Raw genomic sequence first — 17,562 nt, forward strand, 5'->3', positions numbered from 1 at the left:
AGGCGGCGCGGGCCGCTGAGTGACAGCGGGCTCCACGTCGCCCCGGTGACAGCCTGTACTTCAGCTGTGTCTCTCACTTTGCCATTGCATTAACCTCTGATGACAGAGCAAAAATCTGCCAAAGATTGAGTAATAAACGCCCCTGAGCTGGGAGTTGATCCAACCCTCAACCGTTGGTCAAGGGTTCACGTGGAGATCATGTGGAGCTCATGAGGCCGTTCCGTTAACGACAACGGGACGGAGCGCCGTCAGCGACTCTTCCTGGCGGGCCACCATCGCGAAGGGGAACCGGTCGATCTCCAGGCAGAGGTCCACATCGTCGGGGTGGTACCCGCTCCGCAGCCCGCCGGCGAGCTCCGCCGCGGCACGAGAAGCCCTCGCCCGGTGGAGATACGGGGCCGCCTCGACATCGCCTCCGTCCATGCACTGCCCGATGTATTCGGCGCAGGCCAGGTCCTCGTCGGCCCGCCCACCCTCGCCGGTGACGACGAACGTCACCGGACCGGCATCCTTCGCCCGCAGGAACCGCGCGGTCGGGCCGGCCACCACGAAGCTCGCGCACAGGACCAGCGGCGCGTTGGCGACGGCCAGCGCGCCCACGGTCCCCGCCGTCGTCTTCTGCACCAGCGTGCGACCGGTGAAGTCCCGCGACCTGAGCAGGCCGGGCGAGTTCACCGCGTCGAAGCCCGCTGCCGGAGCTCCGTCCTTCAAGGCCAGCCACCCCGGCCGGCCCTCCTTCAAAGCCAGCGCCTCACTCTCCGTCGAGGCCAGGACGATCCTCTCGACACCACGAGAGAAGGCCCAGGCGGCCACGGTGAAGGCGCGCATGACGTCGACGACGACGGCGACACGGGGAACGTCGGTCAACTCGGGTATGCCTACAAAGCGATGATCCATCGCGCCATTCTGACGCTCCGGATCATCCGAAGGGCATGATTTTCCGGCTGGCTGCAACCGCTGGACGGCAGGAGGCTACTGGGGACTTGGGGGGATCAGCGGCCCGGTGCCGGTGCGGCGAGTTCGTCTTCCAGTCCGTCTCCTCGGCCGTACCGTGACCGCGCCGCCGTTCGTCGATTCGTCTGCACCAAAGCGCCCGCCGTGAAGGCGAGCGAGCCTGCGAAGGCGGTCGTCAGGGCGGGGTTGAGCCAGGAGGGGACGACCGGGCTGGTGAACACGTGCCCGTCGGTCGTACGGCACATGACGTTCAGCGGAAGGAACCGCACCTCATGGGCCGACACCTGTGCGTCCCGCGGACGCTGGGACGCGTCGCGGCACTCGCGCGGGGGTGTGGAATCCGCGCCCCCTCCCACCTCGCCGACAGCGAGGCCGACGGCCGCGAGGCCGAGGAGGTAAAGGGCGGCGGTGGCGATGGCGGAGAAGACAGCCATGCCCCGGACGAACGTCGAGTCGCTGCCTGCGGCAGTTCCGACCATGGCACACCCCGTATCGGCGCGGCGGACAGAGACTTCTCAGCTGCCCGCCTTTGCTCGGAAGAACCGCATCACCGAGGAATTGGGCTCCGCCGCGCCACTGCCACGATCACTGCCGCTACGCGTGCCACTGTGGGGCCATGTCCATCGACGTACGCCCCGCTTCGGTCTTCGAGGATGTCCGTGCCGTGGTCGGCCCGAAGTCACCCGACGCCAATGTCTGCTGGTGCCTGAGCTACCGGATCCCGTCCAAGCTCAACAACGAGCTCCGCGGTCCTGCCCGCGGTGAGTACGTCGCCGAGCTGTGCCGTGCGAATCCCCCGCCGGGAGTGCTGGCCTACGACGGCGACGAGCCGGTGGGCTGGGCGGCCGTGGCGCCCCGCTCGGAGACGTCCTTCGCGCGGAACCGGAAGATCCCGCACGTCGACGATCTGCCGGTCTGGTCGCTGTGGTGCGTCCGCGTACGGCCCGGCCATCGCAAGCAGGGGATCTCGCACGCCCTGATCGAAGGCGCTGTCGAGTTCGCCCGCGCCCACGGCGCACCCGCCGTCGAGGCGTACCCACTCGACAACGGAGCCGCCAAGGTCGACCTGACGATGGCGTACGCCGGTCTCCGCAAGAACTTCGAGCGCGCCGGATTCACCCACGCCGCCGACACGACCTCCGTGCTGGCCGGTCATCCCCGCATCCTGATGCGGCTCGACCTGCGCTGAGACGCCGGCAGCCGCGGGCCACGCCCTGGGCTGCCACGTCAGCCCGCGGAGTCCGGCCGGCCGGCGGCGTCGGGGTCGATGACGTGCACCGCGGCCTCCTCGGCGGAGGCCGCCCCGCCGTCGATGCCCATGTCCTCGCCGATCATGTCCTGTTCGGCGTCGTCCTCCGCGTCCACGCTGGCCCCCTCGTCGGGGGCGAACAGGCGCCCGGCGCGGGCGTCCCCGACCTGCGTCTCGTCGATCGGCTCGCCGTCGGTGTCGGTCGTGTCCCCGATGCCGTCGTCGTCCTCGGCCGGATCGGGGACTTCGAGCGCGGGGTCGGGCCGCTCCTCGGAGAGGCGTTCGGCCAGGCTCTCGCCGTCCTGCTGCTCCTGAGCGGTGGTGCCGGTGTGGGCCACGCCGAGGGGCCGCTCGGGCGGCGACCAGCCCTCGTCGTAGGGATCAGCCCCGCGGTCGCTGAGCGTGTCCTCCGCGTCGAGGATGCCCTCGTCCTCGCGGACCTCCTCGGCATCGGGCTGGTAGACCTCGTCGCCCATGACCTCGTCGTTTCCCACGGTGCTCGTCCTCCTTCACGCGCGACTGATGCTGCTGTTGTCCCGTGTATCCACCCTGATCCAGAACACACGTTCCGGCATGCGGGGGAGCGGGGGCCACGCGACCGGTCGGCAGGTCACCGCGTTCCCGGCGGACGCCATTCGAGGAGCAACAGCGTCGCGTCGTCGCGCAGTTGGTTGTCCTGGCGGTCGAGGATGGAGTGAATGAGCTGGCGCAGGGCCTCGGGCGCCGGTTCGCCCGCCGCGGTGGCACGGATGATGCTGTCCGTGAACCGCTCCAGGCCGAATTCGGCGCCGCCCCCGGTCCGCAGCTCGGTGACGCCGTCGGTGTACATCAGCACGCGGTCACCCGGCTGGAGCGCCTCCTCGTGGACCTCCCACTCCACGTCGGCCAGCAGGGCGGGGGTGCCCATGGGCGGCTGGGCCGGCCGCTCCAGCGCCCGGTCCAGTACGCGGTGGTCCCGGATCAGCAGCGGTGGCGGATGGCCGCAGTTGCACCACCGCAGCAGGCCGGAGGCCAGGTCGAGCTGGGCGAGGATGCCGGTGCAGAACTGCTCGGGCAGCCACCCGGCCAGCGCGTGCTGGACGGTGTCGACGAGCTCGGTCAGCGTGGCCTCGGCCCGGCGGGCGTTGCGGCAGCCGGCCATGGCCACGGCGGTGGTGAGACCCGAGGCGAGGTTGTGGCCCATGGCGTCCAGGATCGCCACGTGCAGGGTCGAGGGGGTCAGGGAGTGATCGAAGGCGTCGCCGCCGATCTCGTACGCCGGTTCGAGCACGGCGGTGGAGATCACGTGGGAGTTGCCGATGGTCCTGGGCGGCAGGAAGGCCCGCAGCATCTCGGCGGGCAGCTGCATGGTCTCGGACCGTGTCCGGCGCGCGAAGCTGTCGCTCGACGCCCGCTTGGAGGTGATCGTCATGGCCAGGACGGAGGCCAGCATGCGGCAGCGGCGCAGCAGCGCGACGTCGATGACCGACGCCGTGGCACCGATCACGCCGAGCCGCTCGGCGCCGTCGATCAGCGGCAGCCAGGCGACGATCCGGCCCTGGGCCAGCTCCTCGACGCGCAGCGCGTGCGCCCGGTAGGCCGAACCGGCGACGGTGGTGTCCACCGTGAGCGGGTCCGGTCCCGCAGCCAGCGGCACCAGGCACCGCTGCTGGATGTCCACGAGGTACACGTCGATCCGGTCGAGCCCGACGGCGTCGGCGAAGCGCTGGGCCAGGGCGGGCAGCTCCATGGGCGCCGCCGCGTGCGCCGAGGCGAGCAGCTGCTCGAACAGCTGCTCCCCGGGGCCGGGCTGCCGGGGGCCGGGGCCCGAGCGCGCGGGTCCGGAGCTGTCGGGCCCGTAGCTGTCGGGCCCGGCGTTTCCTGATCCGGCGTCTCCCGGTCCGGCGTTTCCGGCTCCGGGCTCCCTGGGCTGGCTCGACATCTGTGATCACCGCCTCATGAGCAGTCTCACACCGGGTCCCGGATCGCGCCCGGCTTGGGGCGGGCGGGGCACGTTCTGCGCCTGCGCCCGCCCGATTTCCGGCTCCTAGGCGCCTGCCCCGGTCCACCGGGCCGGCCGTCTCAGCGGTTGACCCCGGTCCGCGGAGGCCCGCAAGCGCAGCGTAAGGTCGCGGACCGGCCGCATGCGGCCGAACCGACCAATACAGTCACCGAACAAGGAGCCGCTGGTCATGCCAGCCAATGACGCCGCTGAGGCGCCGATCTACGACACCCTCGTCCAGGAGCACGGCGACGTCCTCGCGACAGCCCGCAAGGCCGCCGAGGAGACCCAGCAGAGAGCCGAAGCCGTGCTGGACTTCAGGGGGCCGATCACGGTCGCCCCGGACGCCCCGTCCGCCGAACCCGCGGCGTAGGCCTCGACGGGGCAGGGAAGGCCCCGGCCTCACAGCCCCGCGGCCCTCACATGCCCCGCCGCCCGTTGTGGGCGACGCTGGAAGCACACGTACGCCGTCGCAGTCCCGATGGCCGGAGGTGCCGATGGATCCCGTGCGGGCGCTGGAACGGATCGCCTTTCTGCTGGAGCGTGGCCGCGCCCCGACCTACCGCGTGAAGGCCTTTCGCACCGCGGCCGCGGTGATCGGTGACCTGGCCGACGGCGAGGCGGCGCGGCGCGTCGCCGACGGGTCCCTGGAGTCGCTCAAGGGCATCGGGCCCAAGACCGCCGGTGTGGTCCGCGAGGCGCTGGCCGGCGACGTGCCGGGGTACCTGGAGCGGCTCGAGGGCGAGGCGGACGCCCCGCTCGTCGAGGGCGGTACCCGGCTGCGGGCGCTGCTGCGCGGCGACTGCCACCTGCACTCCGACTGGTCCGACGGCGGCAGTCCGATCGAGGAGATGGGCCGGGCGGCGCGGGCGCTGGGCCATGAGTGGGCCGTGCTCACCGACCACTCGCCGAGGCTGACCATCGCGCGCGGTCTGTCGCCGGAGCGGCTGCGCGAGCAGCTGGCGGTGGTGGCCGACCTCAACGAGCGCTGGGCGCCCTTCCGGCTGCTCACGGGCATCGAGTGCGACATCCTCGACGACGGCTCGCTCGACCAGGAACCCGAGCTGCTCGACCAGCTCGACGTGGTGGTCGCCTCGGTGCACTCCAAGCTGCGCATGGACGCCGCCGCGATGACCCGGCGCATGGTCGCCGCCGTCAGCGATCCGCGGGCCGACGTGCTCGGGCACTGCACCGGCCGGCTCGTCACCGGGCGCGGCAGGCCGGAGTCGCAGTTCGACGCGGACGCGGTGTTCGCCGCGTGCGCGGACCACGGCACGGCCGTGGAGATCAACAGCCGTCCGGAGCGGCTCGACCCGCCGCGCCGGCTGCTGCGCCGGGCGGTGGACGCCGGAGTGCTGTTCTCCGTGGACACCGACGCGCACGCACCGGGTCAGCTGGACTGGCAGGTGATCGGGTGCGCGCGGGCCGAGGAGTGCGGGGTGCCCGCCGAGCGCGTGGTGACGACCTGGACGGCGGAGAGACTGCTGGCGTGGACGGCGCAGAGCCGGGCGGCTGCCTGAGAGGGCTCGGCGTCGGGGGTCTGCGGTTGTGTCGGGGGGCCTGGGGTGCGGAGCCCGCTCGGAGAACGCTCGGAGCGGGCTCGGAGATCGCTCAGAGACCGCCCGCCAGCAGCCGGTCGGGCGTCAGGGGCAGCTCGCGCAGCCGCAGTCCGGTCGCGTGGTGCACCGCGTTGCCGATGGCCGCCGCCGTTCCGACGATGCCGATCTCGCCGATGCCCTTGCTGCCCATGGGGTTGAGGTGGGGGTCCTCCTCGTCGATCCAGTGCGCCTCGATCGCGGGCACGTCCGCGTGCGCCGGTACGTGATAGGCGGCGAGGTCGGCCTCCGTGAAGTCGCCGAAGGCCGCGTCCATGGTGCTGCCCTCGGTCAGCGCCATGCCCAGGCCCATCGTCATCGCGCCGATGAACTGCGAGCGTGCGGTACGGGAGTTGAGGATGTGCCCGGCCGCGTAGACGCCGAGCAGGCGGCGCACCCGGACCTCGCCGGAGACCGTGTCCACGCCGACTTCGGCGAAGTGGGCGCCGAAGGAGTGGCGGGAGTAGGCGCTGTCCGCGTCGGCCTTGCCGGCCGTGTCGGCGGTGGCGCCCACGCCCTCCGGGGGCAGCTGCTGCCCCTGCTGTCCCGCCAGGCGGGCGGCCAGCCGCGTACAGGCCTCGTGGACGGCCCAGCCCCAGGAGGCCGTCCCGGAGGAACCGCCCGCCAGCGGCGCGGCCGGCAGGTCGCTGTTGCCGATGTCCGTGCGCACGGAGTCCAGCGGGACGCCCAGCGCGTCGGCGGCGACCTGGGCGAGCACGGTGCGGGCGCCGGTGCCGATGTCGGTGGCGTTGACGCGGACCACGAAGCTGCCGTCCGGGTAGGCGTGGGCGCTGGCCCGGGAGGGCGCGACGACCACCGGGTAGGTGGCCGCGGCGACTCCGCTGCCCACCAGAACGGGCCCCTCGGCGCGCGAGCGGGGGCGCGGGTCGCGCTCGGACCAGCCGAAGCGGCGGGCTCCCTCGCGCAGACACTCGGCGAGGTGGCGGCTGCTGAAGGGCTTGGAGCTGTCGGGCTCCCGCTGGGTGTCGTTGCGCAGCCGCAGCTCGATGGGGTCGATGCCGAGCGTCTGGGCGAGTTCGTCCATCGCCGACTCCAGCGCGTACATGCCCGGCGCCTCGCCCGGAGCCCGCATCCACGAAGGGCTCGGCACGTCGAGCGGCACCACGCGGTGGGTGGTGCGGGCGTGCGGCGAGGGATACATGATGCGCGTGGCGGCGGCGGCCGTCTCGACGAACTCCTTGATGCGTGAGGTGTGCGCGGTCACCTCATGGATCACCGAGGTCAGCGTGCCGTCCCGGTCCGCTCCCAGTTGCACCCGGTGCAGGGTCGGCGAGCGATGGCCCACCACGGCCGGCAACTGGCGCCGCGGCAGGACGAGTTTGACGGGCCTGCCGGTCATGCGGGCCGCCATGGAGGCGAGCACCACCTGGGGGCGGGGCGTGCCCTTGGAGCCGAAGCCGCCGCCGACGTGCTCGGAGACGACCGTGATCCGCTCCTTGGGCAGCGCGAACAGGCCGGCCAGGACATCGCGGACGGTGCTGGCGCCCTGGCTGGAGTCGTGGACGGTCAGCCGCTCGTCCTGCCAGTGGGCGGTGGAGGCGTGCGGCTCCATGGGGTGGTTGTGCAGCGGCGCCACCCGGTAGGTGACATCGACGCGGGAGGGCGCGGAGGCGAACGCCCCCTCCGCGTCCCCGCGCACGTGCTCGCCCGAGGTGCCGTCCTCGTCCTCCGGCACACGGGCGTCGGGGTGATCGGCCTTCAGGGTGACGTCGTGCTTCTCCTCGGCGTAGCTGACCCGGACGGCTGCGGCGCCCTCGCGGGCGGCCTCCAGACTGTCGGCGACGACGAGCGCGACGTACCAGCCCCGGTGCGGAACGCGCGCGTTCTGGAGTACGGCCAGCGTGGCGTCGTCCGGCTTCTCCAGGCGCGGCGCGTTGAGGTGGGTGAGGACTTCGACGACACCGGGCAGCGCCAGGGCCGCCGAGGCGTCGACGGCGCTGACCGTGCCGCGCGCCACCGTGGCGGGCACCGGCCAGGCGTAGGCGCAGCCTTCCGGCGTGTGCTCGGCGGCGTAGCGGGCGGTCCCGGTCACCTTCTGGGGGCCCTCCCTGCGCTCGGCGGGCGCTCCGAGTGCGCTGACGGTGTCCGGCATGGGGTTCTCCCTGAGGGCGGGCGGGGTCTTGGTCAGGTGGCGGAGGGTGAGTCGGCGAGCCGGCTCAGGACGTCACAGGCGAGGTTGCGGGCGAGACGCACCTTGAACACGTTGTCCCGCAGCGGCTCGGCCGCCGACAGCTCGGCGTCCACGGCCCGCCGGAACGCCTCGTCGCTCGGCGCGCCGCCCACCAGCTCCCGCTCGGCACGCACGGCACGCCAGGGCCGGTGGGCCAGCCCGCCGAACGCGATCCGCACCTCGCGTACGACGGAGTCCTCGACGTCCAGGACCACGGCCACCGAGGCGAGCGCGAAGGCGTAGGAGGCGCGGTCGCGGGCCTTGCGGTAGGCGGACGGCAGCCGCGCGGCCGCGGCCGGGAGCACCACTCCGGTGATCAGTTCGCCGGGTGCGATCTCGGTGTCCAGGTCCGGACGGTCGCCGGGCAGGCGGTGGAACTCGGTGACGGGCAGGGTGCGCCGTCCCCGTACGCCGTGCAGCTCCACCTGGGCGTCCAGTGCGGCGAGCGCGACGGCCATGTCGGAGGGGTGGGTGGCGATGCACTGCGTCGAGTGGCCCAGGACCGCGTGGTCGCGGTGGACGCCGTCGCGCGCGCCGCAGCCGGTGCCGGGCTCGCGCTTGTTGCACGGCTTGCTCAGGTCCTGGAAGTAGGGGCAGCGGGTGCGCTGGAGCAGGTTGCCGCCGGTCGTGGCCACATTGCGCAGCTGGCCCGAGGCTCCCGCGAGCAGCGCCTGGGACAGAACGGGGTAGCGCTCGCGCACCAGCGGATGGGCGGCCAGGTCGCTGTTGCGCACCGTCGCACCGGCGCGGACGGAGCCGTCCGGCAGTTCCTCGACGGCGTCCAGCGGCAGCCTGCTGACGTCGATCAGCGTGCCGGGCCGCTCCACGCCCAGCTTCATCAGGTCGACGAGATTGGTGCCGCCGCCCAGATAGCGGGAGCCGGGCCGGCCCGCGTGGGCCGCGGCCGCCTCTTCGACGCTGTAGGCGCGTACGTACCGGAAGGGCTTCACCGGGTCACGTCCTCGACGGCCTCGACGATGTGCGGATAGGCGCCGCAACGGCACAGGTTGCCGCTGAGCCGCTCACGGATCTCGTCCCGGGTCAGCTCCACGGGCGCGCCGGTGTCGGCGCCCGGATCCGTCACGTGCGAGGCGTGGCCCGCCGCGGCCTCCTCCAGGGCGCCGACGGCCGAACAGATCTGTCCGGGGGTGCAGTAGCCGCACTGGAAGGCGTCGCGCTCCAGGAAGGCCTGCTGCAGGGGGTGCAGCCGCTCACCATCGGTGCCGCGCAGCCCCTCGACGGTGGTGACGGCGCACCCGTCGTGAGCGACGGCCAGCAGCAGACAGCTGTTCGCGCGGCGACCGTCGACCAGCACGGTGCAGGCACCGCACTGGCCGTGATCGCAGCCCTTCTTGGCGCCGGTGAGACCCAGCTGCTCGCGCAGGACGTCCAGCAGCGTCGAACGGTGGTCGACGGTGACGCGGCAGGGCTCGCCGTTCACCGTCAGGGGCACTTCCGAGCGGAACACATCGGTCCCCATGGCGCTCTGCTCCCTCGTCGAAGTCTGGTCTGCGTGACGTCCGCGGTGTCACCGCGTAACCAGCCTGAGTCAGGACACACGTTCCGGCATGCCGGGCGCCGTCAGGGTGTCGTCACGGTTTGCGGGCCAGGCCGCCGTGTTCGCCGATGGGCTCCGGGGCGGGGGTGTCGGTGTCCGGGCGCCAGAAGGGGACCGAGACGACTCCGGGGGCCAGCAGGTCCAGGCCGTCGAAGAACGCGGTGATCTGGTCGACGGGGCGCAGGAAGTAGGGGACGGCGCCGGTTTCGTTGTAGGCGTCCTGGGCCTGTTCGTAGTCCGTGTCGGTGCCCCGCGAACCGTCGTTGATGGAGAGGTAGCTGCCGGAGGGCAGGCCTTCCATCAGACGGGTGACGATGGAGCGCGCCTGGTCGTAGTCGGCGACGTGGCCCAGGATGTTGCTGAGGATCAGGGCGGTGGGGCGGGTGAGGTCGAGCGTCTCGGCTGCGGCCGCCAGGATGCGGTCGGGGTCGGACAGATCGGCGTCGACGTACGCGGTGGCTCCCTCGGGAGTGGAGGTGAGCAGGGCGCGGGCGTGCGCGAGGACCATCGGGTCGTGGTCGACGTACACGATCTTGGTGCGGGGATCGAGCCGCTGGGCGACCTCGTGGGTGTTGTCCACGGTCGGCAGGCCGGTGCCGATGTCCAGGAACTGCCCGATGCCCGCCTCGGTGACCAGGTGGGTGATGTTGCGGCGCAGGAAGGCGCGGCTGCTGCGGGCGACGGTGACGATGCCGGGGAAGACGGCGCTGTAGGCGTCGCCCGCCGCCTCGTCGACGGGATAGTTGTCCTTCCCGCCCAGCCAGTAGTTCCAGATCCGGGCCGAGTGCGGCACCGATGTGTCGATCTTCTGATGCGCCGCAGGTCCGGGCGTCGTGGCGTGGTCGGTCATGGGTAGCGTCCGTCTTTCCACCGAGGCGTGAACTGTTCAACGCACAACCTATGTCCCAACCGCGCCGACGCGTACACCAGTTCACGTTCTCGGCGAGTTCTGTGACCGGCGCGCCATGAAGAGGTCGTGTCAGCGGTCTGGCGGCGCCCTGCTGCCTCCGCGAGGATGACCCCTTCGCCTGAGGTGTCCGCCGGTTCCTGTGGGGCGTGTGCGGCCGGGAGGAAGGGCAGCGCGATGGGATCACACGCGGCGGCCGGACGGCGCAGGCCGGTCGTGGTGGCGGCGCTCGGCGCGGGACTGCTGGCGGCCCTGTTGTCCATCCCGAGCGCCGGGGGAGCGCCGCAGTCGGCCGACGCCTGCGGCAGCGTCGGCACGGAGCTGCCGCGCGGCGACTGCGGCCCGTTCTGGCAGGTCGTCGCCGAGGACTTCAACGGCGACCGGGTGCCGCTCGGCGCGTTCAGCGACTGCGACCATCACGCCGACACGTCCGCCGCGTACTGCGAGGGCCTCAAGGGTTCCTACCGCGCCAACTGGTGGGCGTATCCCACCGGTTGGCGTGACACGGCCAACGACCGGGGCCGCGATGTCGTGGGCGTCTACCACCCGGAGGACACCGTGAGCGTGGGCCCTGCGGAGAACGGCGACGGCCGCATGCGTATCCGGATGTGGCGGCCTGACGACGGAGGGCCGGTCCATGCCGCCGCGGTCGTACCGCGTGCCGTCATGCAGATGAAGTACGGCAAGTACAGCGCCCGTATCAAGGTGACCAAGCCTGCCCCCGGATACAAGTCGGCGTGGCTGCACTACGGCGGCGGCTGCGAGATGGACCACCCCGAGGGCAACTGGGCCGGGGACCTCACCGCCTTCCACCATCCGTGCGGCGGCGGGGAGCAGGGCACGTACCGCGGCGCCGACAAGTGGACCGAGTGGCACACGGTGTCGACCGAATGGACTCCCGGGCGCGTGCGCTTCTTCGTGGACGGGCGGGAGACGGGACAGGACACCAGGGGTGTGCCGGACCATCCGCTGTCCTGGGTCCTGCAGAACGAGAGCGCGCTCGAAGGCCCGGGAGCGGCGCCCGGCAGCAGCGCGCAGCTGGAGATCACCTGGGTCGCCGCGTACGCGTACGACTGGAAGTAGGGACGCAGGGGACCCGAGTAGCCCCGCGGCGCGTGGGCAGCAGGCTCACACGCCCGCTGGTGGTGATGTTTCAGCGGGAGCCGTTCGGCAAAGCGTACAAATATGGTGCAAATTGGCTACACGATGATGACCGAGCAAGCGGGCCCCCGAGCCCTCGTCGACGATCTGGTCGCGGCGGAGCGGGCCGGGTTCGACTTCTCCGTCACGTCCGACCACTACTTCCCCTGGCTCGACTCGCAGGGGCACGCGCCCTACGCGTGGAGCGTGCTGGGCGCGGCGGCGCAGGCGACCTCGCGGATCCCGCTCATGACGTACGTGACCTGCCCGACGGTCCGCTATCACCCGGCCGTGGTGGCGCAGAAGGCCGCGACGATGCAGCTGCTCTCCGAGGGCCGCTTCCGGCTGGGCCTGGGCTCGGGCGAGAACCTCAACGAGCACGTGGTCGGCGCGGGCTGGCCCTCCCCGCAGGTCCGCCTGGAGATGCTGGAGGAAGCGGTGGAGATCATCCGCGCGCTGTTCACCGGCGACAACGTCAACCACCAGGGCGCCCACTTCGACGTGGCGAACGCCCGGCTGTGGGATGTCCCCGACGAGCTGCCCCCCATTGGAGTGGCGGTCTCCGGCGGACGTTCCTGCGCCCTGGCCGGACGCCTCGCCGACCTGGTCATCGCGACCGAGCCCAAGGCCGAGCTGCTCGCCTCGTTCGACGAGCACGGCGGCAGCGGCAAGCCGCGCGTGGGTCAGTTGCCCGTCTGCTTCGACACCGACAAGGACGCCGCCGTCGCCCGTGCGCACGACCAGTTCCGCTGGTCGGTCGGCGGCTGGCCCGTCAACGCGGAACTGCCCGGTCCGTCCGGCTTCGCGGGCGCCACCCAGTACGTCACCCGGCAGGACATCGCCGACCAGATCCCGTGCGGCGACGACGTCGACGCCTTCGTCGACGCCGTACGCCCCTACGCCGAGGCGGGCTTCACGGAGGTCGCCCTCGTCCAGGTGGGCGGCGAGCACCAACGCCCCTTCATCGACTGGGCGGAGAAGAAGCTGCTGCCTGCGCTGCGCGACCTCTGAACCCCTCACACGGCACCGTCGGCCACCACATCGGGCACCGGCAGTCGCCCCACCAGATACCTGCCCCCACATCGGGTACCCGTGACCCCACATCAGGTACCCGCGACCCCACTGGAGAACAGCGTGAACGACACATCCGGCCCGGCTTCCCCCACCGCCCCCTCCGACTCCCCCGACCTGGTGCAAGTGGTCCTGGGGGAGTGCTCCGCGGCCGACGCGGACGCCGTCTTCGGCGTGCTGCGGACCCACTTCTCCTCCGACCGCGGTGAGGAGGCGCCGCACCGCACGGAGCAGCCCCGCCCCGCCGTCTGGACCGGTGCCTTCGTCGCCGCCCACAGCCCGGGACCCGTCCGGGGCGTGCTGCTGGCGGACACGGTCACCGCCGACCTGCAGGGCAGCCCGGTCGCGGTGGACCGGCTGCGTGCCACGCTCGAATCGGCCTTCGTGGCCTCGGCCACCGGCACGGCCTCCGGCGACCAGGAGGTCCAGGTGCAGCTGCGCCTGACGGGCGCCGAGCACGGGGAGCCGCCGCTGCCGGGCCACTGAGGCCTGCCCTCAGCAGTGCAGATCAATGACTGCCTCGACGATGCGCATCAGGCGGTCCCCCGCCTGATCGATGCTTCCGTTCTGCGTGCTGACCTGCGCGCCTTCGAGTACGAAGGTGATCTCGGCCGTGGCCTGTTCGGGGTCGGGCAGCCCGGCCTCGACGCACAGGGCGAGCAGCCTGCGGGTCTGGCGGGCCTTGTGCTCCTCGATGACCTGCCGTGCGGGGTGGGCGCGGTCGGGCAGTTCGGCGAGGGAGTTGATGAAGGGGCAGCCCCGGTGCGAGATCGCCGGCAGACCCTCGGCGATGAACCGGGCCAGGCCCAGGATCTGCTCCCTGGGCCGGCCGGGGTACTGGGCCTCGACCCGGTCGAAGGCCGCCTGGTAGTCGGCGGCGACGATCCGCAGCCACTCCGCGACCAGTGCGTCCTTGGTCCCGAAGTGCCGGTAGATCGCCATCTTGGTCGTCTCGGCCCTGTCGGCGATCGCCTGGACGCCCACGCGCCGGATCCCCTCGCTCTGGAAGAGCTCTTCCGCCGCGTCGAGGATGCGCTCCCGGGGCGGCAGTTTCGCCACCCTGCTCGATCTGCTCGCTCTGCTCGGCCTTCCGGCGGTCGCTGCCATGACTGCTCCGTGACGTCCGGTCGAGGGGTCCTTTGACTTCGCTGTTACGGTACCAGTCCGTCCCGTGCGATACCGATCGGTATCGTCAGGGACTCGACGGTATCGTTCTTCCGCTGGGAGTGACAGTGAGAGTTGCCGAGTACGTGAGCTTCGACGCGGTCGGCCTTGCAGAGCTGGTGGCCCGGGGCGAAGTGACCCCCGCCGAACTGGAAGCAGCCGCGCGCGAGGCCGCGCAGGCGGTCGATCCGCAGATCAACGCGATCGTGGAGACCTGGCAGGCCGACGACGAACCCCGCCCCGCCGGCACACCTCTGGCGGGTGTCCCCTTCCTGATCAAGGACATCGGAGTCTCCATGGCCGGGCGGCGCATGGAGCTCGGCAGCCGTCTCGCGGCCGGCCACGTCGCCGCCGCCGACTCCGCCCTCATGCGGCGCTTCCGACGCGCCGGCCTCGTGACGTTCGGGCGTACCGCGACACCGGAGTTGGCCTACAGCATCACCACGGAACCGGCGCTGTACGGCCCGGTCCGCAATCCGTGGGACCTGGAGCGGAGCGCGGGCGGCTCCAGCGGCGGCGCGGGCGCGGCGGTGGCTGCCGGGGTGGTCCCGATCGCCCACGCCACCGACGCCGCGGGCTCGCTGCGCATACCCGCCGCCTACAACGGCCTGTTCGGGCTCAAGCCCACCCGTGGCCGGGTCTCCATGGGCCCCGGCGCCGACGAAGTCTTCAGCGGCCTGGCCGTGCAGGGCAGCGTCAGCCGCACCGTGCGCGACAGCGCGGCCCTGCTCGACCTGATCCGCGGCCCGGAACCGGGTGATCCCTACTTCGCCCACCAGCCGTCCCGGCCCTACGCGGAGGAAGTCACCCGCCCGCCGGGCTCGCTGCGGATCGGTGTCATCGCCCAGGCGTGGGGCGGACGCCGTACCACCGCACCGGTGGCCGACGCGCTGTCGCGCACGGTGCGGCTGCTCGCATCCCTCGGCCACCGGGTGGAGGAGGCCGAGGTCGACCTCGGGGCCCATTGGGAGGAGTTCGTGCTGGCCAGCGCCCGGCTGATGACGGCGCATCTCGCGGCCTCGGTCGACGAGCTGGCTGCCGCCTTCGACCGGCCCGTCGACTCCTCCACCCTCGAGCCGGGGACCCTGGCCGGCTACCACTACGGGCAGCGGGTCACGGGCGCCCAGTTCGTCACCGCGCTCGCCCTCCGCAACCGGGTCGCGCGAAGCCTGGCCCGGTACTTCGAGGCTTACGACGTCTTGCTCACCCCGACCGTGCCGGAGCTTCCGCTGCTCGCGGGCGCCTACACCGAGGGTGCGCAGACACTGGACGGCCTCGGCTGGATCGACCGCCTCAACGACCGCTCGCCGTTCACCATGGCGTCCAACGTGGCGGGCACACCCGCCATGTCCGTGCCGGTGACGGCGGACGCCGGGACAGGGCTCCCGATCGGTATGCAGTTCGCCGCCGGATACGGGCTCGAAGGCCGCCTCTTCCGCCTCGCGGGACAGCTCGAACAGGCAAGCCCGTGGTCGGGCCGGACCCCCACGGTGTGGGCGGGGAACCAGCCGGCCTACTGATGCGGGAGCACGAGGTGAGAAGGGTCGTCCTCGGGCCCGATCGTCCTGGAGCCCCTGGCGTACTGACAGCAGAACTCCACCGGCTCCTCGAAGTCGACCGCCAGCACGGGGTCGGCCCCCGGCAGCGGTACGGCCGGTTCGATGACGTAGCGGTGGCGCGTGACCTGGTCCATCGGCTCGACCAACTCCACGCGGGAGAACGGCGAGGCCCCTGGGCCGTCGCCCAGGGGCCCCTCCACGCTCCACTTCGCATGCAGCTCCACGACGCCCGGTTCCGGGCACCGCCACAACAGGCGGGTGACATACAGCGCGTCGGCGTTGAACCACGCGCTCCAGCCCCGGCCGTCGTCGAGAAGGCCGAGTTCGGAGGCCTCCATGACCCCGTAGGAGAAGGGGAGGCTGCTCCAGTGGCCCACCAGTGCGTCGTCCAGATCCATCCCTGGATCATCGCGCGGCAGGCACCCGGCCGTGCGGCCAGGTGTGTCAGCCCTTGCCGTCCGGGTCGGACGGGCCGTACCAGACCGTCGTGGCGTTGCAGAACTCGCGGATGCCGTGCCCGGCCAACTCCCGTCCGTACCCCGAGCGTTTGACGCCGCCGAAGGGCAGGCCGGGGTGGGAGGCGGTCATGCCGTTGAAGAAGACGCCGCCCGCCTGGAGGTCTTGGACGCAGCGTTCGACATCGGCGTCGTCGCGCGTCCACACATTGGAGCTGAGCCCGAACGGCGAGTCGTTGGCCAGCGTCACGGCCTCGTCCAGGTTCGCCACGCGATAGAGCGTGGCCACCGGGCCGAACGCCTCCTCCTTGTGGATGCGCATGTCCGGGGTCACGTCGGCCAGCACGGTGGGGGAGTAGTACCAGCCCCGCTCCTGCTCCTTGGGGCGCTGCCCGCCGCACAGCGCGGTGGCGCCCCGGGCGAGCGCGTCGTCGACGAGCTCCTCCAGGTCGCTGCGGCCCTGTTCGGTGGCGAGCGGGCCGACGTCGGTGTCCTCGCTCGCCGGGTCGCCGACGGTCAACTCTCGCATACCCGACACGAATCGGTCGCGGAAGTCGTCAAAGACGTCCGTGTGCACGATGAAGCGCTTGGCGGCGATGCAGGACTGTCCGTTGTTCTGCACCCGGGCGGTCACGGCGGTCGCCGCGGCCCGCTCGATGTCGGCGCTCGGCAGCACCAGGTAGGGGTCGCTGCCGCCCAGCTCCAGGACCGTCTTCTTGATCTCGTCGCCGGCGATGGACGCCACCGAGCGGCCGGCCGGTTCGCTGCCGGTGAGGGTCGCCGCGGCCACCCGCTCGTCGCGCAGGATGCCCTCGACGGCGCCCGAGCCGACGAGCAGCGTCTGGAAGCAGCCTTCGGGGAACCCGGCGCGCTGGAAGAGGTCCTGGAGGTACAGGGCCGTCTGGGGCACGTTCGACGCGTGCTTGAGCAGGCCTACGTTGCCCGCCATCAGGGCGGGCGCGGCGAACCGTACGACCTGCCAGAGCGGGAAGTTCCACGGCATCACGGCGAGCACGACGCCCAGCGGGCGGTAGCGGACGATGGCCCGGCTCGCGCCGGAATCCGCCACGTCGGCCTGCGCGGGGTGCTCGTCCGCGAGCAGGTCCTCGGCCCGCTCGGCGTACCAGCGCATGGCCTTGACGCACTTGGCCGCCTCGGCCCTTGCCGCCTTGATGGGCTTGCCCATCTCGGTGGTCATGGTCCGGGCGATGAACGCGTTGTCCTCCTCCAGCAGTTCGGCGGCCCGGTTCATCAGCCGGGCACGCTCGCTGAAGGCGCTGGTGCGGTACTGGCCGAACGCGGCGTGGGCGGACGCCAGACGGCGCTCGACCGTCGCGTCCTCCAGCGGCTCGAAGGTCTCGAGCGTCTCGCCGGTGGCGGGATCGACCGTGGCGATGGGCATGCCGTTCCTCCTGGAAACGCCTAGCGCGACTCGGGGGGACCCTGGTGGGGCTCCTCCCAGGAGTCCGCGCGCGGCTGGGGCTCCTGCGGTGGGTCGGGGCGTCGGGTGACCTGTCGCCGTCCGAACAGGAACAGGGCGAGCAGTACGGCGACGATCACCACGCCGATGATCAGCATCAGCGACGAGGTTCCGCTTGCGGCGAGGGGCATGCAGTGCCTCCTATAGGGCCCGAAGGCTGTGGCCCCGGGTGTTGCGGTCCCCGGGATTCACCCTAGAGCGACATGCTCGGGGAAGCATGCGCTGCGACGTGCCGGGTGCCCTGATATGGGGAACGCA

Annotated in this window: 19 protein-coding genes; 7 read left to right on the plus strand and 12 right to left on the minus strand. The window is 72.0% G+C overall.

Annotated elements, in window-relative coordinates; translation table 11 throughout:
* Positions 1-207: 207 nt before the first annotated feature.
* Positions 208-897 (minus strand): 2-phosphosulfolactate phosphatase, encoded by a 690-nt coding sequence (locus ACZ6ZP_RS25690; protein ID WP_469408544.1) that lies wholly within the window; start codon positions 895-897, stop codon positions 208-210.
* 95 nt (positions 898-992) lie between these two features.
* Positions 993-1,433 carry a hypothetical protein gene (locus ACZ6ZP_RS25695; RefSeq protein ID WP_469408545.1) on the minus strand — a complete coding sequence of 147 codons (441 nt, stop codon included), beginning with the start codon at positions 1,431-1,433 and terminating at the stop codon, positions 993-995.
* A gap of 137 nt (positions 1,434-1,570) precedes the next feature.
* On the opposite strand from ACZ6ZP_RS25695, the gene ACZ6ZP_RS25700 reads away from it, so the two are divergent.
* Positions 1,571-2,143 carry a GNAT family N-acetyltransferase gene (locus tag ACZ6ZP_RS25700; protein WP_351165896.1) on the plus strand — a complete coding sequence of 191 codons (573 nt, stop codon included), beginning with the start codon at positions 1,571-1,573 and terminating at the stop codon, positions 2,141-2,143.
* 38 nt (positions 2,144-2,181) lie between these two features.
* On the opposite strand, the gene ACZ6ZP_RS25705 is transcribed toward ACZ6ZP_RS25700, so the two are convergent.
* Complete coding sequence (locus ACZ6ZP_RS25705; RefSeq protein ID WP_351166262.1) at positions 2,182-2,679, minus strand: DUF5709 domain-containing protein; 498 nt, start codon at positions 2,677-2,679, stop codon at positions 2,182-2,184.
* Positions 2,680-2,813: 134 nt separating this feature from the next.
* Positions 2,814-4,124: a PP2C family protein-serine/threonine phosphatase gene (locus tag ACZ6ZP_RS25710; protein WP_351165898.1), complete on the minus strand. Its 1,311-nt coding sequence runs from the start codon at positions 4,122-4,124 to the stop codon at positions 2,814-2,816.
* A 250-nt stretch (positions 4,125-4,374) separates the two neighbouring features.
* Here ACZ6ZP_RS25710 and ACZ6ZP_RS25715 point away from each other — a divergent pair, with 250 nt between their 5' ends.
* Positions 4,375-4,557, plus strand: a complete 183-nt coding sequence (locus tag ACZ6ZP_RS25715; protein WP_351165900.1) for a hypothetical protein — start codon at positions 4,375-4,377, stop codon at positions 4,555-4,557.
* 124 nt (positions 4,558-4,681) lie between these two features.
* Positions 4,682-5,704 carry a PHP domain-containing protein gene (locus ACZ6ZP_RS25720; RefSeq protein WP_469408547.1) on the plus strand — a complete coding sequence of 341 codons (1,023 nt, stop codon included), beginning with the start codon at positions 4,682-4,684 and terminating at the stop codon, positions 5,702-5,704.
* A 91-nt stretch (positions 5,705-5,795) separates the two neighbouring features.
* On the opposite strand, the gene ACZ6ZP_RS25725 is transcribed toward ACZ6ZP_RS25720, so the two are convergent.
* From ACZ6ZP_RS25725 to ACZ6ZP_RS25740, 4 genes are all read right to left on the minus strand, one after another.
* Positions 5,796-7,892, minus strand: a complete 2,097-nt coding sequence (locus ACZ6ZP_RS25725) for a xanthine dehydrogenase family protein molybdopterin-binding subunit (protein ID WP_469408548.1) — start codon at positions 7,890-7,892, stop codon at positions 5,796-5,798.
* A 32-nt stretch (positions 7,893-7,924) separates the two neighbouring features.
* Positions 7,925-8,920, minus strand: coding sequence for an FAD binding domain-containing protein (locus ACZ6ZP_RS25730; protein WP_399978874.1), 996 nt, complete (start codon positions 8,918-8,920; stop codon positions 7,925-7,927).
* Complete coding sequence (locus tag ACZ6ZP_RS25735) at positions 8,917-9,450, minus strand: 2Fe-2S iron-sulfur cluster-binding protein (RefSeq protein WP_383821779.1); 534 nt, start codon at positions 9,448-9,450, stop codon at positions 8,917-8,919. The genes ACZ6ZP_RS25730 and ACZ6ZP_RS25735 overlap by 4 nt, the downstream gene beginning before the upstream one ends.
* Positions 9,451-9,562: 112 nt before the next feature.
* Positions 9,563-10,378: an SAM-dependent methyltransferase gene (locus ACZ6ZP_RS25740; RefSeq protein WP_351165912.1), complete on the minus strand. Its 816-nt coding sequence runs from the start codon at positions 10,376-10,378 to the stop codon at positions 9,563-9,565.
* 234 nt (positions 10,379-10,612) lie between these two features.
* Here ACZ6ZP_RS25740 and ACZ6ZP_RS25745 point away from each other — a divergent pair, with 234 nt between their 5' ends.
* The 3 genes from ACZ6ZP_RS25745 (at position 10,613) to ACZ6ZP_RS25755 (ending at position 13,132) form a co-directional block, all read left to right on the plus strand.
* On the plus strand, positions 10,613-11,518 hold the full coding sequence (locus ACZ6ZP_RS25745) for a glycoside hydrolase family 16 protein (protein WP_361465970.1): 906 nt from the start codon (positions 10,613-10,615) through the stop codon (positions 11,516-11,518).
* A 102-nt stretch (positions 11,519-11,620) separates the two neighbouring features.
* Positions 11,621-12,586 (plus strand): LLM class F420-dependent oxidoreductase, encoded by a 966-nt coding sequence (locus ACZ6ZP_RS25750; RefSeq protein ID WP_366462882.1) that lies wholly within the window; start codon positions 11,621-11,623, stop codon positions 12,584-12,586.
* Positions 12,587-12,709: 123 nt separating this feature from the next.
* Positions 12,710-13,132 carry a hypothetical protein gene (locus tag ACZ6ZP_RS25755; protein WP_351165920.1) on the plus strand — a complete coding sequence of 141 codons (423 nt, stop codon included), beginning with the start codon at positions 12,710-12,712 and terminating at the stop codon, positions 13,130-13,132.
* Between the two features lie 9 nt (positions 13,133-13,141).
* Here ACZ6ZP_RS25755 and ACZ6ZP_RS25760 read toward each other — a convergent pair whose 3' ends face one another.
* Positions 13,142-13,753 carry a TetR/AcrR family transcriptional regulator gene (locus ACZ6ZP_RS25760; RefSeq protein WP_469408550.1) on the minus strand — a complete coding sequence of 204 codons (612 nt, stop codon included), beginning with the start codon at positions 13,751-13,753 and terminating at the stop codon, positions 13,142-13,144.
* Positions 13,754-13,878: 125 nt separating this feature from the next.
* Here ACZ6ZP_RS25760 and ACZ6ZP_RS25765 point away from each other — a divergent pair, with 125 nt between their 5' ends.
* On the plus strand, positions 13,879-15,330 hold the full coding sequence (locus ACZ6ZP_RS25765; RefSeq protein ID WP_469408551.1) for an amidase: 1,452 nt from the start codon (positions 13,879-13,881) through the stop codon (positions 15,328-15,330).
* Here the strand turns inward: ACZ6ZP_RS25765 and ACZ6ZP_RS25770 are convergent.
* The 3 genes from ACZ6ZP_RS25770 to ACZ6ZP_RS25780 are packed head-to-tail and all read right to left on the minus strand — an operon-like array spanning position 15,324 to position 17,435.
* Entirely contained in the window at positions 15,324-15,767 is a 444-nt protein-coding gene (locus ACZ6ZP_RS25770; RefSeq protein ID WP_469408552.1) for a hypothetical protein, read from the minus strand. The two genes, ACZ6ZP_RS25765 and ACZ6ZP_RS25770, sit on opposite strands and share 7 nt — an antisense overlap.
* Before the next feature lie 46 nt (positions 15,768-15,813).
* Positions 15,814-17,226, minus strand: a complete 1,413-nt coding sequence (locus ACZ6ZP_RS25775; RefSeq protein ID WP_351165927.1) for an NADP-dependent succinic semialdehyde dehydrogenase — start codon at positions 17,224-17,226, stop codon at positions 15,814-15,816.
* Between the two features lie 20 nt (positions 17,227-17,246).
* Positions 17,247-17,435, minus strand: coding sequence for a DUF6479 family protein (locus tag ACZ6ZP_RS25780; protein WP_351165929.1), 189 nt, complete (start codon positions 17,433-17,435; stop codon positions 17,247-17,249).
* Positions 17,436-17,562: the final 127 nt, after the last annotated feature.

This window comes from Streptomyces sp. NPDC054047 (assembly GCF_055585065.1).

What these genes read in the sequence shown, in the direction of transcription:
- ACZ6ZP_RS25750 (WP_366462882.1), top strand. Translation starts at nt 11,621, where the DNA reads ATGGTGCAAATTGGCTACACGATGATGACCGAGCAAGCGGGCCCCCGA.
- ACZ6ZP_RS25760 (WP_469408550.1), bottom strand. Translation starts at nt 13,753, where the DNA reads ATGGCAGCGACCGCCGGAAGGCCGAGCAGAGCGAGCAGATCGAGCAGG.
- ACZ6ZP_RS25695 (WP_469408545.1), bottom strand. Translation starts at nt 1,433, where the DNA reads ATGGTCGGAACTGCCGCAGGCAGCGACTCGACGTTCGTCCGGGGCATG.
- ACZ6ZP_RS25740 (WP_351165912.1), bottom strand. Translation starts at nt 10,378, where the DNA reads ATGACCGACCACGCCACGACGCCCGGACCTGCGGCGCATCAGAAGATC.
- ACZ6ZP_RS25780 (WP_351165929.1), bottom strand. Translation starts at nt 17,435, where the DNA reads ATGCCCCTCGCCGCAAGCGGAACCTCGTCGCTGATGCTGATCATCGGC.
- ACZ6ZP_RS25735 (WP_383821779.1), bottom strand. Translation starts at nt 9,450, where the DNA reads ATGGGGACCGATGTGTTCCGCTCGGAAGTGCCCCTGACGGTGAACGGC.
- ACZ6ZP_RS25700 (WP_351165896.1), top strand. Translation starts at nt 1,571, where the DNA reads ATGTCCATCGACGTACGCCCCGCTTCGGTCTTCGAGGATGTCCGTGCC.
- ACZ6ZP_RS25715 (WP_351165900.1), top strand. Translation starts at nt 4,375, where the DNA reads ATGCCAGCCAATGACGCCGCTGAGGCGCCGATCTACGACACCCTCGTC.
- ACZ6ZP_RS25705 (WP_351166262.1), bottom strand. Translation starts at nt 2,679, where the DNA reads ATGGGCGACGAGGTCTACCAGCCCGATGCCGAGGAGGTCCGCGAGGAC.
- ACZ6ZP_RS25710 (WP_351165898.1), bottom strand. Translation starts at nt 4,124, where the DNA reads ATGTCGAGCCAGCCCAGGGAGCCCGGAGCCGGAAACGCCGGACCGGGA.
- ACZ6ZP_RS25720 (WP_469408547.1), top strand. Translation starts at nt 4,682, where the DNA reads ATGGATCCCGTGCGGGCGCTGGAACGGATCGCCTTTCTGCTGGAGCGT.
- ACZ6ZP_RS25725 (WP_469408548.1), bottom strand. Translation starts at nt 7,892, where the DNA reads ATGCCGGACACCGTCAGCGCACTCGGAGCGCCCGCCGAGCGCAGGGAG.
- ACZ6ZP_RS25770 (WP_469408552.1), bottom strand. Translation starts at nt 15,767, where the DNA reads ATGGATCTGGACGACGCACTGGTGGGCCACTGGAGCAGCCTCCCCTTC.
- ACZ6ZP_RS25690 (WP_469408544.1), bottom strand. Translation starts at nt 897, where the DNA reads ATGGATCATCGCTTTGTAGGCATACCCGAGTTGACCGACGTTCCCCGT.
- ACZ6ZP_RS25745 (WP_361465970.1), top strand. Translation starts at nt 10,613, where the DNA reads ATGGGATCACACGCGGCGGCCGGACGGCGCAGGCCGGTCGTGGTGGCG.
- ACZ6ZP_RS25775 (WP_351165927.1), bottom strand. Translation starts at nt 17,226, where the DNA reads ATGCCCATCGCCACGGTCGATCCCGCCACCGGCGAGACGCTCGAGACC.